Below are 16,421 nucleotides of genomic sequence, written 5' to 3' on the forward strand. Positions count from 1 at the left end.
GTCATGGCGTGTTCCAGATCGGGGCGTTGTGAAGCACCGTCCCCGAGGCCGTGACGGCCATGATATCGATCCGATCCGGAATCGGATTGTTCCCTACGTAATGCGGTGTCGACGTGTAATACACGGTGTCCCCGGGATTGGTCCTGAGGTAGTTGGCGATGTTGTTCTCGACGCCGGCCATCACCTGACTGTTCGGCACCGGATACATGGGCACCAGGTTCCGCAGGTCGGTGCCGCTGCCGCCGAGTTGCCGGCCGAGCAGATGACCACGGTGCATGCCCCGCTGCATGCCCTTGGGGAACGTGTCTCCGAAACCGGGCGTGGTCGGCGGCCACGGAGCCGGCGTGCCGATGATCCCGGAGCTGGGGCCGTTCTCCAGCTGCAGGTTGCCTTCCTGGTCCACGTAGTTGAACTGGCCGGCGGTGAGGCAGGCCTGTGCTCCGCGCGCGCGGCCCTGGCCGTCGAGCGGCTCGTAGTAGACGAAGCTCTGCCCGCCCGCCTTGCAGTCACTGCGCGTCTTGGGCTTGCTCAGGTCACCCGGCTTCCACTCGACCGCCCGTTGCGGGGTGACGAACAGGCCCAGCTCGTAGTTCGGCTTGTCGCCGATCGTCCGCTCGTGGGCGGATGCGGGCGAACCCGCGGGATCGGCGTCCAGCAGGATGTCGGAGAAGAGGCGGAAGATGGTCATGGCGGGGTTGCCCCGGCCCTTCACCGCGCTCTTGGTGACCCCCTTGACCGCGCCCTTGAGGTCGTCCCAGATGCCGCCCCAGCTGATGTGCCCGTCGAGCTCGACGCTGGAGACCGGGTTGCCGCCGCCGAAGGCGTACCGGTTGGCGTTCCACGGGTCGAGGCCCAGGTTCATGTCCGACAGGGCGCCGTTGTAGCTGTCCCGGGACAGGAACCGGTTCAGGTCCGGGCTGTAGTCGCGGAAGCCCATGTCGTAGTCGCCGGATGCCGGGTCCCAGCGCTGCCCGTTGAAGCGGTAGGCGTTGTACGGCTCCTTGGTCGGGTCCGTCGCGTCCGGCTTGTCGATCCCGGTGAACTCGGCCTCGTTGTCCTTTCCGTACGCCGTGTAGCCGTACGTGGCCTTGGCGTCACCGGTCTCGTCGGTGACCTGCTCGACGTCGGTGTGCGGGTTGTATCCGAAGTAGGCGTCCTCCTCGCTGCCGTCGTCCATGTGGGTCACCTGAGAGAGCCGCTGCCCCCACGGTGAGTACTGGTAGGACTTGGCGACCTTGCCGGCGACCTCCTCGTCGAGCACCTGAGCGGAGAGTCCCAGGTAGTTGAACGTGGTGGTCTTCTCCTTCGCGCCACCGGCGTCCGCCGTCTTCGTGGTGGTCCGGTCCAGCGGGTCGAAGGTGTACTTCGTGACCGACGTGGCGGCACCGTTCTTCGTGCGCTTCTCGACCACGTGGTCGAAACCGTCGTAGACGTTGCGCTCGATCACCGAGCCACCGGCGGTGACGGTGTCCAGGCGGCCGAACGGGTCGTAGTTGTACGCCGAACGCGCCCCGCCGGTCTCCGCCGTCAGCAGCCGGTTCCGGTCGTAGTTGAAGGTCGTCGTGACGTTCTTGACGGTCTGGCTGATGACGTTGTTGTTCGCGTCGTGGACGTAGGACTCGGTGCCCGGCGCGTCACCGGTGGTGGTGGCCGTGACCAGCCGGTCCCGCGGGTCGTACGCGTTGTCGGTGGTGCTGGAGAGGTAGGCGGACCTGTCGTCCCCCCGCATCTTCCTGGCGACGTCCCTGACCCGGTTGCCGTTCAGGTCGTACGTCAGGGTGTGCTCGGAGACGAGCGTCCCGTTCGCCTTCTTCTCGACCTGGGACCGGGCGAGACCGTCGAGGTAGTACGAGTAGTCGACGGTGTTGCCGTTGCCCTTGGTCTCGCGCAACGTCTCACCACGGTCGGTGTACGTGTAACTGGACACCTTGTCGCCGGTGGTGACCTTCGACAGCAGGTCCCGCTGGTCGTACTCGTAGGCCGACTGCTGCTTGTCGTGCGCCGTGGTCAGCGGGGCGCCGTTCTCGTTGTAGGTGAACGACGTGACGTTGCGGGTCGCGCCCGCCCTGCTCTCGGTGACCTTCTCGACCTGGTTGAGGCCGTTGTAGGTCACCGCGTAGCTGTCCACCCGAGCACCGGGCGACGAGTCGGTGACGGTCGCCGTGTTGCCGTTGGCGTCGTACCGGTAGGTGTAGTCCTTCCTCTGGTCGTCCGCCTCGCCGGTGTTGTTCCGGACCAGCTTGACGGCGTCCGCGACGACCGTGCCGGCGGCCTGGTCCGACAGCGACACCGTGTGGCTGTTGCCCTCGGTGAAGGTGTAGGAGCCGAGGCTGATCCAGGAGCCGCCGCCCGCGGTCTGGTTGACCGTGCGTGTCGTGCTGCCCCCGCCGTGGCTCACCGAGTACTTCGCGTCGGTGGCCGCGCCGCTGACCGTGGGATAGCGGGTCAGCACCTCGTACGTGCCGGCCTGCGGAACGTTGAGCTGCCAGGTGAAGGCGTTGGTCCCGGTTCCGGCGGGACGGGTCGCGTAGTCGATGCCGTACTTGCCGGCGGCCGTGTTCGCGGTCGTCCAGGAACCGGTGGTGACGGTGTTGTTGAAGTCCGAGTTGTCGACCAGCACCACCTGCTTGCCGACCGGCACACCGTCGTCCGAGCGGCCCTTGAGCTTGCCGTCGGGGTAGTACGACCAGGTCATCGTCCGGTTGGCCGACGAGCCGGCGTCCTCACCGGCCGGTGTCAGCGTCCGCCTGGTCTGCGCGCCGAGATCGTTGTACTCGTAGGAGGCAACGATGTTCCAGGGGTCGGTGCTGCTCTTCGTCCAGCCGTTGTCGAAGTACGTGTACGTGGTGTTGTTGCGGACCGTCTCGCCGGCCGACGGCGGCGCTGACAGCGTCTTGAGCCGCCCCACCTCGTCGTACTCGTACGTGGTGACGTCGGCCTTGTTGTAGCGGGCGTCGTCCCTGTCGTACGCGGTACGGGTCTCCCTGACCCGGTTGAGCTTGTCGTAGACCTTGACCGTGGCGAAGTCGTCCGGGTCGTCGGTCGTGGCCACACCCCGCGGGCTGATCACCCGGGTCTGGTTGCCGACCTCGTCGTACTCGTACTTCGTGACGCGGTAGGTGACCGAGCCGGCCTCGCCCGTGTGCGGGACCTTGACCTGGCTCGGCTTGCCCCGCGCGTCCAGGGTCGCCTCGGTGGTGACGCCGAGCTTGTCGGTCGTCGCCACGACCAGACCGTCCCGGTCGTACGTCTGGCTGGTCGACTTTCCCGCGGCGTCGATGCTGCGGGTGAGCCGGTGCGCCTTGTCGTACTCCATCACGGTCGTGTAGTCGGCGGTGTCGGCGGTCGCGTTCTTGCGCGGGTCGACCACCTTGGTGACGTTGCCGACGCTGTCGTACTCGTAGGAGATCTTCTGGCCCTGAGCGTTGGTGACGCTGACGAGCTGGTAGATCTCGTTGTAGGTGTTGGTGGTGGTGTAGTCCCCCACCGTCGCGGTCAGGTTGCCCTTGGGTTCGGTGGCGGTCAGCAGGTGACCGGCCTTGTCGTAGGTGTAGGACGACCGGCGTTCCGGGTCACCGGCGGCGTCGAGCGGGGCCAGCGTGTACTGCAGCTGGTCCGCCTTGTCGTACACCGCGGTCAGCGCCGCGCCGGTCGGGCTGTACGACTCGTAGACGTTGTCGTTCTCGTCGTACTTCGGGGCGGGCGTGACGATCCAGGTGCCGGCGGCCTGGTCCTTGGCGGTCCGCCGCTCCAGCGGGCGCCCGAAGGTGTCGTACGTCTGGGTGGTGTCGTGGCTGAGCGCGTCGGTGACCTTGAGAACGTGGCCGCGTACGTCGTAGACGAACGTCGAGGACCGGTTCTCCGCGTCCGTCATGGTCTGCGGGTAGCCGTTCGCGTCGAACCGGCTGTTCGTCGTGATGTTGCCGTTGGCGTCCGTCGTGGTCAGCGGCTGGCCCCACACGTCGTACGTGTAGGAGGTCTTGTAGTCCTCCGGGTCCGCGGTGGTGTTGCCCAGCGGATCGACCACCCAGGACAGGTCGCCGTCGGTCTCGTAGCCGAAGGTCCACCTGCGGCCCTCGGGACTGGTCTTCGAGGTCAGGTCGGCGACGTAGCCGTTGAGCTGGTACTGGTAGGTCAGCACCGTCCCGGCCGTGTTGCGGGCGACCGCCTCGGCATCCTTGATCTCGGTCGGGTACCCGGTCCTGGCGTCGTAGGCCCAGGTCGAGACCGCGCCGTCGTTCTCCCGCATCTGGGTGACGTTGTGGTCGTCGTCCCAGGTCAGTGTCATGGACTGGTTCTTGGCGTTGGTGGTCTGCCGGGCCCGGCCGTAGCCGTCCATGAGGTAGACCGCGGCGCGGTTCTCCGCGTCGGTGACCGTGGTGCGGATGTCGGTGCCGGCGTCCGGGTCGGCGTAGGCGAACTGCGTCGCGTGACTGAGCCGGTCGGTGTACGACTTCGTGCGCCAGTGCCACTGCGGGTCGTCACCGGCCGACGGGTAGTGGTAGAGCACGTCGGTGGCGTTGCCGCGCGGGTCGGTGACCTTGACCAGCTTGACGTTCTTGTTGCCCTGGGTCATGTCGTAGCGGAACTTGAACGTCTTCGGCGCGCCGTTGGCCGAACCGGCGCCGTCGATCAGCTCACCGAGCAGGCCCTTGTCGGTGTACGCGAAGGTCAGCTTCCGGCCGGAGATGTCGGTGATCTGCCGGACGTGGTCGATGATCTTCGGGTTGGTCAGGCCGGTGGCCGACTTGCGCGTCCAGGTGACGTCGTCGACGTAGTCGTACGCGTCGCCCTTGGCGTAGTAGTCGATGGTCAGCGCCGTCCGGCCGGCCGCGTCGGTCGCGTACCGCAGGAACTTGGTCGGCTTGTTGTTGGACCTGCGCTCCTCGTACGTGAAGAGCATCTCGTTGCCGTTGTTGTCGACGACGCTCGACAGGTAGCCCTCGCAGTCGTAGTAGAACTGCGTACGGTCCGGACGGGTCAGCCGCCAGGCCCGCTGCTCCTGCGTGTTGGGCTTGCAGTCGAGAGTGGTGACCTTCTCCAGGTAGAGATGCACGCCCTTGGGCGACACCCAGGTGCCGGTGGCCGGGTCCCGCGTGTACCAGTGGCTCGTGCCGTCACCGTCGGTGAAGGTGACCCGGGTCGGGTTCGGGTTCGGGTGGAAGTCCAGCGGCGAGCCGAGGCGCATCATCGACGACGCCTGCAGCGACCAGCCGAACCCGGCGACCGTGTCGGTGGTGTCCAGCGAGTTGTACGACAGCCGGACGAACGAGCCGATGCCCCGCGACGGGTTGCTGAACGCGTTGTACGACCAGACCGAGTTACCGGCGAACAGGTTGTTCATCAGGGTGCTGCCGGCGCCGGTGTTCTTGCCCGCGTACGAGTAGAACTTCTCCAGGCCGAGCTGGTCGGAGGTCGGTTCGACGACAGCCAGCTTCTGCTCCAGCGGCGCCAGGGCCTGGCCGGTGATCCTGTTACGCAGCTCCCAGCTGATCGTGTAGTCGGTCTTCTTGTTGCCGTCGGTGGCCGACGGCGGGGTGGTGACCGTGGCGGTCAGGTCGACGGTGCCGCCGGAGGGCACGTCGGCCGGCAGCGCGGTGATCGCCTGCGCCCCGGAGACCGGCGCGCCGTCAGCGCGGGCCCACTTGTACGACAGCTGCCAGTCGGTTGCCTTCCACGCGGCCGGGGTCGGGTTGGACAGCGACACCGGCGTGGTGAAGGTGCTCGCCGGCGGGGCACCCTCGGGCAGGTCCGGGACGTAGTAGGTCGACTCCGGCGTCTGCTCCAGGTAGGTGACCTCGACGGTGGGCCGCAGCATCGGCTCGGACGCCTCGGCGGCGAGCAGCATGGCCCGAGCCGTCTGGCCGACTTCGTCGCGCTGCTTGAGCAGCACGCCGTGGTTGACGGCCGGGTCGGCCACCCACGCCTTCGCGGCCGGCGTGACGTTCCAGGCCATCCACTTCGGGTCGTTGGTGAACGTGTTGTTCGCCGACAGCGCGGTGGCGTCGTAGGCGCCGCCGCTCCACGCGGTGACACCGTCGCTGGTGTCCCAGGTCGCCTTCGTCTGGTCGAACGCCCGGGTCAGCCGGTACGCGTCGACGTACTCGTCGGTGTCCGTGCCCGGATAGAGGCCGACGTTCCACATCCGCAGCTGAGCGTCGACGACCTGGGCGTTCGCCGGGATACCGGAGAGCGGGACCCGGACCAGGCCGCGGGTGTCGCCGAAGACGCTCGAGTTGTTGCCCGGCGAGACGAACGGGTCACCGGCGTAGCTGTTGACGTTGACCGTGCGCTGCGCCAGCGAGAGCGTCGTGTCGGTGCCGCCGGTCCGGAAGATCTTGGTGATCTGCCCGGCCTTGGGCAGCATCGCCGGCACCGTCGGACCCGCGATGATCTTCCCGTCGGTGGTCTTGACCGCGACCATGTAGTAGAAGAACTTGCGCTTCATCGGGTCGGTCTCGGCCGCCGCGGTCGGCGCGGCCGTGGTGTCCTGGAAGCTCGTCGCGCTCTTGGCGACCGGCGCGACCAGGGTGGCCGCCGACGGCGTCCACGTCTGGTAGGCGCTGCGGTGCACCTGGTACTCGGCGATGTCCGTCCCGCTGTAGGCCGGCCAGTCCAGCAGCGCGCCGGTCGACGTGATCGTGGTCGGCGGGTTCACCGTCACGCCGGGCTTGCCGTACGTGATGGTCAGCTTCGGCAGGTTCGCGTCGCGGCGGTCGTTGTTGTAGGCGTATTCCGCGGCCTGGAAGATCGCGCCACCACGGCCCTTGTCGGCCTCGTTGACCGCCTTGATCATCAGACCGTGGTTGGCGGTGCCGTTGACCCACTCCTGCACGACGTTGCGGACCGGGAACGACGACCACACGTTCGACCTGCTGTTCGCCTTCACCGTGTTCGCCTTGGTGAACCGCACCGCGTCGGCGATCACCGCCTTGCTCGCCACGTCGCCGAGCACGACCCGGCCGGTGGTCCCGGCCGCGAACGGGTGCACGCCGAGCGTCTTCCAGCCGCCGGCGGCCACCGGGGTGGTCTGATCGATGGCGTACGCCTTCGAGCCGCCGTTGTAGTACACCGTGTACGGCGCGTTCGTGGCCCGGTCGGCCTCCCCGACGTAGTGCACCTCGACCAGGTAGTTCCCGGCCTCGGTGATCGTCGGCACCCAGGTGTGGGTGTGCCCGGTCGTCGCGTCGTTGTTGACCCGGTAATCCCCGCCGATCGCCTTCGGCGTCAGGGTCGTGTTGGTGGAGTTCGTCCACGTGCCGACGACTGCCGTGTTGCTGTCACCGTCGTCGACCGTGACGATGTTGCCCACCGGCTCGGCGGTCACGTTGGCATTCGCGCTCGCCCACGTCGCCGTCGACTCCGACCAGGCCGTCGTGATCCGGCGGGCCTCCATCGGTACGTCGAAACCGTACGCGTGATACGACGAGTCGTAGTACAGCTGCAGCTGCGCGTCGTCGATCGCGGTACCCGCCGGCACCATGCTCGTGTCGAACTTCAGCAGCGACCGCCACGCCGCCGTCGCGTCCGTGCCGACCCGCAACTCGTACGAGTTGCCGAAGTTGGTCGTCGCGGCGCCCGAGGAGATCATCACGTCCTGCGCGTCGACCGGGACCGGCTGCACCCGGATCGTCGGGTCCACCACGACCGGATACCTCCGGCCCGGGTCCGCCAGCCACGCCGCGTCCGCGGTGACGGTCACCGAGTTCCCGGCGACCTTCTGCGTCACCTTCGTGCTCGTCGCGTTCGCACCGTCGTACATGAACGGCGCCGGCATGGTCAGCACGGTCGCGCCGCCCGCGCTCCGGAAGGCGATCGACCCGTCCGGCTGCGCCACCGCGGTCAGCCCACGCGTGTCCAGCGGGAACGTGTACGACACCGGACCGGCCGGCGCCCGCTTCAGTACGATCTTCTCTTTCAGCTCGGTGGGCGTGACCTCGTAGACCACGTCGGCGCCGTCGGCCGCCCCCGGGTAGGTGACCGTCGAACCGTCCACCCGCGGGGCGGCACCGGCACCGGGCAGCCCCAGCCCCACCGCACGGCCGTCCTTCTCGAACCGCACACCACGCGCCCCGAACAGACTGGTGAAGGTGTTGGTGGCGTTGCCCTGCGGATAACCGGCCCGCTCGCTCGGGCGCACCCGGGTGTCGATCGGCTGCCACCGGCCCCGGCCGTCCCGGTAGTTCACCGGCGCGGCCGAGATCTCCGCCTGCAACCGGCCGTCCGACAGCTGGAACACCCGGCCGTTCGCCGACCGCTTCGACGCGACCTCACGCACCCGCTTCGCCTTCGGCCACACCTTCCCGGCCGGCGTCGGCTGACTCAGCGAGAGCCCGGCACCCACCGCCTCCGCGCGTACCGCGGTCCCCCCGGCACCCACCAGGTCCTCGGCGGCCCCACGCACCCGATCCAGCAGGCCCGGCGCCGCCGCCGGCGCCCCCGGCACCTCAGGTGCGGCGACATCCCGCGCCGACTCCACGACCCAGACGCCCGAACCCACCAGAACGCCCAGCGCCAGGGCCGCGCCCAGCACGCCCCGTTTTCTCCCCATGCCCTCGTCCTTCGTCTGTCGAGACAAGACGAAGGGAAGCTAGAGAGACGACATATTCACGGACGTACATTGTTGATACTTCCCGAGGTCAGCGCACCCGGAGGCCGATGGCTGAGGCCCAGAGGCGGGAGAGATGGTCGATCATCTTTTCCACGTCGAGGGGTTCTTGGAGTTCGTTGATGACCACGGCGACCTGTTCGACCATGCCGCCCAGGGCGATGGCGGTCAGGCGGGGGTCGAGGTCGGGGTTGGCGAGTCCGGCTGTCTGGAGTCGGCGGATGCCCTCGGCGCTGCGGCCGACGTAGAACTCGCGGATCTCCAGGAGGAGGCGGCGGAGGTTGTCGTCCAGGTAGGCGCCGTGCTCGACCATGCGGAGCACCTTCGCGGCCCGGCCGGTGGCGGCCAGGTAGCGGCGGTTCGCCTCGACGATGCGCGCATACGGGTCGTCGAGGGTGTCCGGCACCAGGCTCGCGGCGATCATCTCGTCGGCGGCCGCCTGGACGATCCTGCGGAGGAGGTCGTCCTTGGATTCGAAGTAGGTGTAGAAGGTCCCGTACGACACGCCGGCCGCCTGGGTGACGGCCTCGGGGGTGAACCCCGCCCACCCGTGCTCCTCGATGATCTCGCGGCCGGCGGCGATCAGCGCGTCGTGGGTTCGGCGCCCCCTGGCGGTGGTCGGTGCCGTGGGCGCGGGGTTCGTTCGAGCTCGGCCCACCGGACACCCCCTTCGTTACTTGACTACTTTGTCAGAAAGTCTAGTGTGACGGCAATGCGCACCATCCGCATCGGGAACTGCTCGGGCTTCTACGGTGACCGTTTCTCGGCGATGGCCGAGATGATCGAGGGCGGGCAGCTGGACTATCTGACCGGGGACTACCTGGCCGAGCTGACCATGCTCATCCTGGGCCGGGACCGTCAGAAGGACCCGTCGCTCGGCTACGCGAAGACGTTCCTGCGGCAGCTCGCCGGCTGCCTCACCCAGGCCCGGCAGCGCGGGCTACGGATCGTGACCAACGCGGGTGGGCTCAACCCGGCCGGGCTCGCGCGGGCCGTCCGGGCCCTGGCGGAGGAGCAGGGCGTCGAGGTCGCCGTCGCCCACGTGCACGGCGACGACCTGCTCGGTGCGGCTGCGGCGCACGGCTGGCCGGACGCGCTGACCGCGAACGCCTACCTCGGAGCATTCGGGATCGCCGCAGCGCTCGACGCCGGCGCCGACATCGTCGTCACCGGCCGCGTCACCGACGCGTCGCTGACGCTGGGACCGGCGATCGCGGAGTTCGGCTGGGGGCGCACGGACTTCGACCGCCTGGCCGCCGGCGTCGTCGCCGGTCACATTCTCGAGTGCGGCACGCAGGCCACGGGTGGCAACTTCTCCGGCTTCGCGGCGGTCGACATCACCCGGCCGCTGGGGTTTCCGCTCGTCGAGCTCAGCGCGGACGGGACCGCCGTGGTGACCAAACATCCCGGCACCGGGGGTGCGGTCACCGTCGACACGGTCACCGCGCAGCTGGTGTACGAGGTGGCAGGCCCGCACTACGCCAACCCGGACGTCACGGCGCGCCTGGACACGGTCGAGCTGGAGCAGGCCGGCCCCGATCGGGTTCGGGTCACCTCCGTGCGAGGTGTCGCCCCACCCCCGACGACGAAGATCGCCCTCAACAGCGTCGGCGGGTGGCGCAATGCCGTCGAGTTCGTCCTGACCGGCCTGGACATCGAGGAAAAAGCATCTTGGGTACGCGACCAGATGACACAGGCGCTCAGCCCGCACCCACCGGCGCGGATCGAGTGGGACCTGGCGCGGACCGACCGTGCCGACCCCGCCACCGAGGCAGCGGCTTCGGCGGTGCTCCGCTGTCACGTCAAGGACCCTGATCCGGCGGTCGTCGGCCGCGCGTTCACCGGTGCCGCCGTCGAACTGGCTCTCGCGTCCTACCCGGGCTTCCACGTGACCGCGCCGCCCGGACCGGGTGCCGCGTTCGGGATCTACCGTGCCGAGTACCTGCCGCAGGACCGGGTGCCGCACACCGTGGTCCACCCTGACGGCACCTCGGCGGACATCGCGCCGCCACCGGTGACCGCCGAGGTGCCCGAACACGTGTCGCGAGTCGCGTGCTCCTCGCGTACCCCTGAAGGTTTTGAATTTGATGTGCCTTTGGGCCGTCTGGTCTTTGCCAGGTCCGGCGACAAGGGCGGAACGGCCAACGTGGGGGTCTGGGTCCCGGCCGGACATCCTCGCCGGGCCGAGGCGTACGCATGGCTGCGCGACTGGCTGACGCCCGATGTCGTCCCACAGCTCCTTCCGGAATCGGCCGGACTCGGCATCGACGTCTTCGCGCTCCCGAATCTCTGCGCGGTCAACATCGTGATCGACGGACTTCTCGGTGACGGTGTCGCCTCCTCCACCCGTTTCGATCCGCAGGCCAAGGCTGTCGGCGAGTGGCTGCGCGCGCGTGTCGTGAACCTGCCCAAGGAGCTTCTCCCGTGAAGACCAATCGCGAAGTGATGCTGGAACGCCTCGCCGATCTCGCGCACCAGCAGGCCGCGGCCCTGGCGGGCGGCGGTCCCAAGGCCGTCGAGCGGCATCACCGGCGCGGCAAGCTGACCGCCCGTGAGCGGATCGAGCTGCTCGTCGATCCCGATTCGCCGTTCCTCGAACTCGGCGTCCTGGCCGGCTGGGGAACCGACTTCGCCGTCGGCGGCTCCGTCGTCACCGGCCTGGGCGTGATCGAGGGCGTGGAGTGCATGATCATCGCCCACGACCCCACGGTGAAGGGCGGCGCGTCCAACCCGGTCACGGTACGGAAGATCTTCCGCGCCAACCAGATCGCCGAGCAGAATCGCCTGCCCGCCGTCACGCTGGTCGAGTCCGGCGGGGCGGACCTGCAGACCCAGAAGGACATCTTCATCCCCGGCGGCGCGGTGTTCCGCAACCTCACCGTCGCCAGCGCCGACCGCAGGCCCACGATCGCCCTGGTGTTCGGAAACTCCACAGCCGGTGGCGCCTACGTGCCGGGCATGAGCGACTACACCGTCATGGTCAAGGGCGGGGCCAAGGTCTTCCTCGGCGGGCCGCCGCTGGTCAAGATGGCCACCGGTGAGGAGTCCGACGACGAGTCGCTCGGCGGGGCGGAGATGCACGCGCGCACGTCGGGCCTGGCCGACTTCCTGGCCGTCGACGAGCTCGACGCGCTGCGGATCGGGCGTTCCATCGTGCGGCGGCTCAACTGGCGCAAGGCCGGGCCCGCCCCGCGGACGGACTACGCGGAGCCGATCCTGGACACCGAGGACCTGCTGGACATCGTGCCGGCCGACCTCAAGGTCCCGTTCGACCCCCGCGAGGTCATCGGCCGCGTCGTCGACGGCAGCGAGTTCGACGAGTTCAAACCGCTGTACGGCCCGTCGCTGGTGACCGGCTGGGCGCAGCTGCACGGCTACCCGATCGGCGTCCTCGCCAACGCCCAGGGTGTGCTGTTCAGCCAGGAGGCGCAGAAGGCCGCCCAGTTCATCCAGCTGGCCAATCAGAGCGACACGCCGCTGCTGTTCCTGCACAACACCACCGGCTACATGGTCGGCGCCGAGTACGAGCAGGGCGGCATCATCAAACACGGCGCTCAGATGATCAACGCGGTGTCGAACTCCACCGTCCCGCATCTGTCCGTCGTGATGGGTGCCTCGTACGGGGCCGGCAACTACGGCATGAGCGGGCGCGCGTACGACCCGAGGTTCATGTTCAGCTGGACCGGCGCCAAGTCGGCCGTGATGGGCCCGGCGCAGCTCGCCGGGGTCATCTCGATCGTCGCTCGGCAGGCGGCACACGCGAAAGGGGTGCCGTTCGACGAAGACGGCGACGCCCAGATGCGTGCCTTCGTCGAGAAGCAGGTCGAGGAGCAGTCCCTGGCCTATTTCACCTCCGGCCTGGGCTACGACGACGGGGTCATCGACCCGCGGGACACCCGCACGATTCTCGGCATCTGCCTGTCGGCGATCCACAGCGCGCCGGTGGCGGGCGCCCGTGGCTACGGCGTCTTCCGCCTGTGAGGGGTGTTCCGATGATCCGCAAGATTCTGGTCGCCAACCGTGGTGAGATCGCGCGCCGGGTGTTCCGCACCTGTCGCGCTCTCGGCATCGCGACCGTCGCCGTCCACTCCGACGCCGACGCCTCGGCCCCGTTCGTCGCCGAGGCCGACACCGCGATCCGGCTGCCGGGCAGCGCGCCGGCCGAGACCTACCTGCGCGGCGACCTGATCATCGAGGCGGCGCGCGCGGCGGGCGCCGACGCCGTCCACCCCGGGTACGGCTTCCTCTCCGAGAACGCGGCCTTCGCCCGTGCCGTCGAGGCGGCCGGCCTCACCTGGATCGGCCCGGCGGCGGAGTCCATCGCGGCGATGGGCAGCAAGATCGGCGCCAAGCAGATCATGGCGGCGGCCGGGGTGCCGGTCCTGGAGATCGACCTGGCCACCGTCACCGCGTCGGATCTGCCCCTGCTGGTCAAGGCGTCGGCGGGCGGCGGCGGCCGGGGCATGCGGATCGTGGAGTCGCTCGACCAGCTTCCCTCGCTCGTCGCGCACGCCGAGGCGGAGGCGGCTTCCGCGTTCGGTGACCCGACCGTCTTCGTCGAGCCGTACCTGCCGACGGCACGGCACGTCGAGGTGCAGGTGCTCGCCGACGCCCACGGCACCGTCTGGGTGCTGGGCGACCGGGACTGCTCGATCCAGCGCCGCCATCAGAAGGTGGTCGAGGAGGCACCCGCGCCTGAACTGTCCGAGCAGACCCGGACCGCGCTGCACGCCGCCGCTCTCGCTGCCGCGCAGGCGGTGGGATACCGCGGGGCGGGCACGGTCGAGTTCCTCGTCGACCAGGACCGGATCTTCTTCCTCGAGATGAACACCCGCCTGCAGGTCGAGCATCCGGTCACCGAGTGCGTCACGGGCCTCGACCTGGTCGCCTGCCAGATCGCCGTCGCCGAGGGCAAGCCCCTGTCCGGCCCGGCTCCCGAGATCTCGGGTCACGCGATCGAGGTGCGGCTCTATGCCGAGGACCCGGCCGCCGGGTTCGCACCGCAGACCGGCCGCATCCGCGTTTTCGACTTCTCACACAGTTCGGATGTCAGGATTGATTCGGGCGTTGAAGCCGGCAGTGAGGTCGGCGTCCACTACGACGCCATGCTCGCCAAGGTCATCGCTTTTGCCGACGATCGGGACGCCGCGATCCGCAGGCTTGACGACACCCTGCGCCGGGCACGCGTGCACGGCGTCACCACCAACCTCGACCTGCTGCGCGCCGTGATCGTCGATGCGGAGTTCGTCGCCGGGCGGATGCACACCACCCTGCTCGACGAACGCCTCGACGTGTGGACCGGCGGTCCCGATCCACGCTCTCTCGCCAAGGCCGCGCTCGCCGCGGCAATCGGGCAGGCCGGCCAGGTCGCGGCGGGGGCACCGGTGCTCGGCCGGATTCCGGCCGCGTGGCGCAACGCCCCGAGCCGGCCCCGGCAGCGTGTCTACCGGAGGGGCGCGGAGACGTACGCCGTGACCTATTCGTCGGCCGGCCGCCGGCTGGTGTCGGACTTCGTGGCCGGTGTCGACGTCATCGACGTACGCGGTGACCAGGTCGTTCTGAGCGACGGCCCGGTGCGGGAGACCTACCGCGTCACCGTCGCCGGGGAGTCGGCCGATGTCGACGGGCCGCACGGATCCGTCAGTTTCGAGCTCGTCCCCACGTTCGTCGACCCGGCCGAGACGGTCGCCCAGGGCTCGCTGCTGGCGCCGATGCCGGCGGTGATCACGGCGGTTGCCGTCGACGTGGGCACCGTGGTCAGCAAGGGCGACCCCATCGTCGTGCTGGAGGCCATGAAGATGCAGCACACCGTCACCGCACCCACGGACGGAACGGTGACCGAGCTCGCCGCGGTGGTGGGCCGGCAGGTCGTCGCGGGCGCTGTGCTCGCTCTTGTCGAGGAGGACCGTTGATCAGTTTCGTCGAGTCCCAGGAACGGCGCGACCTGCGCGCGGCGGTCCACCAGCTCGGGAGCAAATACGGCGAGTCGTACTTCTACGGGGCCGCGGCCCGTGGCGCCAAGACCACCGAGCTCTGGGACGAGGCAGCCACGGCCGGTTACCTGGGAGTCTCGATCCCCGAGGAGTACGGCGGTGGCGGCGGCGACATCGGTGACCTCGCCGCTGTCGTGGAGGAACTGGCGACCGCCGGTTGCCCCCTGCTCCTGCTGGTCGTCTCGCCGGCCATCGTCGGCACGATCATCGCCCGCTCCGGCACCGACGAGCAGAAACAACGGTGGCTGCCGGGCCTCGCCACCGGTGAGGCGCGCTACGCCTTCGCCATCACCGAGCCGGACGCCGGCTCCAACTCGCACCAGATCATCACCCGGGCTCGCCGGGACGGCAGCGACTGGGTGCTCAACGGCCGCAAGACCTACATCAGCGGGGTCGACGAGGCCGGGCATGTGCTCGTGGTCGCGCGTACCGAGACCGGCCTCGCGCTGTTCATGGTGCCCACCGACGCGGACGGGTTCGTCCACCAGCGGATCGAGACCGGCCTGGTCTCCCCCGAGAAGCAGTTCGGCCTCTTCTTCGACGACGTGCGGCTGCCCGCCGACGCGGTCGTGGGCTCGTCCGGTCTCGACCAGCTGTTCGCCGGCCTCAACCCAGAACGGATCATGGCGGCGTCGCAGGCCACCGGCACCGCGCGGTGGGCGCTGCGCAAGGCCGTCGACTACGCGAGACAGCGGGAGGTCTGGGGCGCGCCCATCGGCACGCACCAGGGGATCGCCCATCCGCTGGCCCAGATCCACGTCGAGATCGAGGCGGCGCGTCTGCTGACACAGAAGGCCGCCGCACTCGACGCGGCGGGTGATCTGCTCGCTGCCGGGGAGGCGGCGAACATGGCCAAGTACGCCGCCGGCGAGGTGGCCTGCAAAGCGGTCGATCAGGCGATCCAAACCCACGGCGGCAACGGGCTGGCCGTCGAGTACGGGCTCGTTCAGGCCCTCGCAAACGTACGGCTGTCGCGGATCGCGCCGGTCAGCCGCGAGATGGCGCTCAACTTCATCGCACAGTTCTCCCTCAAGCTGCCCCGGTCGTACTGATGGCCCCCTCACTGGTCCACCTGAGCGCCGCCGACGGCGTCGCCACCATCACGCTGGACAGCCCGCACAACCGCAACGCGCTGAGCAGGCAGTTGATGACGTCGCTCGCCGACCACCTGGCCGCCGCCGCACAGGATCCGGAGGTACGCGTCGTACTTCTGCGCTCCAGCGGCCGGGTGTTCTGCTCGGGTGCCGACCTGAGCGAGGCCTTTTCGATCGACGGGCCGCGCGCGATCGTCGATCTCCAGCGCCAGATCGCCACCCTGCCCGAGCCGGTCGTCGTCGAGCTGGCCGGCCCGGTTCGCGCCGGTGGTCTCGGCCTGGTCGGCGCGGCCGACGTCGTGATCGCCGCCGACTCGGTCACGTTCGCGCTGACCGAGGTGCGGCTCGGCCTCGCGCCGTCCGCGATCTCGCTGAGCCTGCTGTCACGGCTGGCGCCGCGGGCGGCGTCCGACATCTTCCTGTCCGGGCGGACGTTCGGCGCCTCGGAGGCTGCCGCCATGGGCCTGGTCACCCGCACGGTGCCGGACGACGAGCTGGCGGGGGTCGTCGCGGAGACCCTCGCCGACCTGCTCAAGGGCAGTCCGCAGGGGCTCGCCGAGACCAAACGGCTGGTCAACGGTGACCTCCTCAACCGCATCGAGCGGGACGGGGAGGATGCGGCGCAGCGGTCGGCGGCGCTGTTCGCCAGCCCGGAGGCGCAGCGGGCGATGCGGGCGTTCCTGACCCGGGACAAGCCGGCATGACGGCCGTCTCCTTTCGGTGGGA

At 69.3% G+C, this 16,421-nt stretch carries 7 protein-coding genes; 5 read left to right on the forward strand and 2 right to left on the reverse strand.

Features of this window, described 5'->3' with window-relative positions; all coding sequences use genetic code 11:
- Position 1 precedes the first annotated feature (1 nt).
- On the reverse strand, positions 2–8,551 hold the full coding sequence (locus tag AB0M02_RS17620) for a DNRLRE domain-containing protein (protein ID WP_364227881.1): 8,550 nt from the start codon (positions 8,549–8,551) through the stop codon (positions 2–4).
- Positions 8,552–8,639: 88 nt separating this feature from the next.
- A complete protein-coding gene (locus tag AB0M02_RS17625; RefSeq protein ID WP_364227883.1) occupies positions 8,640–9,266 on the reverse strand; it encodes a TetR/AcrR family transcriptional regulator in 627 nt (208 codons plus the stop codon).
- Positions 9,267–9,320: 54 nt separating this feature from the next.
- Between AB0M02_RS17625 and AB0M02_RS17630 the strand changes: the two genes are divergently transcribed.
- From AB0M02_RS17630 to AB0M02_RS17650, 5 genes are read left to right on the forward strand one after another with little or no spacing between them, the layout of a single operon-like run.
- On the forward strand, positions 9,321–11,036 hold the full coding sequence (locus AB0M02_RS17630) for an acyclic terpene utilization AtuA family protein (RefSeq protein WP_364227886.1): 1,716 nt from the start codon (positions 9,321–9,323) through the stop codon (positions 11,034–11,036).
- 17 nt (positions 11,037–11,053) lie between these two features.
- On the forward strand, positions 11,054–12,589 hold the full coding sequence (locus AB0M02_RS17635) for a carboxyl transferase domain-containing protein (RefSeq protein WP_364228281.1): 1,536 nt from the start codon (positions 11,054–11,056) through the stop codon (positions 12,587–12,589).
- An 11-nt stretch (positions 12,590–12,600) separates the two neighbouring features.
- The gene (locus AB0M02_RS17640) at positions 12,601–14,520 is read left to right on the forward strand and encodes a biotin carboxylase N-terminal domain-containing protein (RefSeq protein ID WP_364227889.1); all 1,920 of its coding nucleotides are present in this window, start codon (positions 12,601–12,603) and stop codon (positions 14,518–14,520) included.
- The gene (locus AB0M02_RS17645) at positions 14,520–15,653 is read left to right on the forward strand and encodes an acyl-CoA dehydrogenase family protein (RefSeq protein ID WP_364228283.1); all 1,134 of its coding nucleotides are present in this window, start codon (positions 14,520–14,522) and stop codon (positions 15,651–15,653) included. Before AB0M02_RS17640 ends, AB0M02_RS17645 begins: the two co-directional genes overlap by 1 nt.
- Positions 15,653–16,399, forward strand: coding sequence for an enoyl-CoA hydratase-related protein (locus tag AB0M02_RS17650; protein ID WP_364227892.1), 747 nt, complete (start codon positions 15,653–15,655; stop codon positions 16,397–16,399). The genes AB0M02_RS17645 and AB0M02_RS17650 overlap by 1 nt, the downstream gene beginning before the upstream one ends.
- The last annotated feature ends 22 nt before the right edge of the window (positions 16,400–16,421 follow it).

The sequence above is a fragment of the Actinoplanes sp. NPDC051861 genome, from assembly GCF_040681145.1.
Lineage (GTDB): Bacteria > Actinomycetota > Actinomycetes > Mycobacteriales > Micromonosporaceae > Actinoplanes.

What these genes read in the sequence shown, in the direction of transcription:
- AB0M02_RS17635 (WP_364228281.1), top strand. Translation starts at nt 11,054, where the DNA reads ATGCTGGAACGCCTCGCCGATCTCGCGCACCAGCAGGCCGCGGCCCTG.
- AB0M02_RS17650 (WP_364227892.1), top strand. Translation starts at nt 15,653, where the DNA reads ATGGCCCCCTCACTGGTCCACCTGAGCGCCGCCGACGGCGTCGCCACC.
- AB0M02_RS17630 (WP_364227886.1), top strand. Translation starts at nt 9,321, where the DNA reads ATGCGCACCATCCGCATCGGGAACTGCTCGGGCTTCTACGGTGACCGT.
- AB0M02_RS17640 (WP_364227889.1), top strand. Translation starts at nt 12,601, where the DNA reads ATGATCCGCAAGATTCTGGTCGCCAACCGTGGTGAGATCGCGCGCCGG.
- AB0M02_RS17620 (WP_364227881.1), bottom strand. Translation starts at nt 8,551, where the DNA reads ATGGGGAGAAAACGGGGCGTGCTGGGCGCGGCCCTGGCGCTGGGCGTT.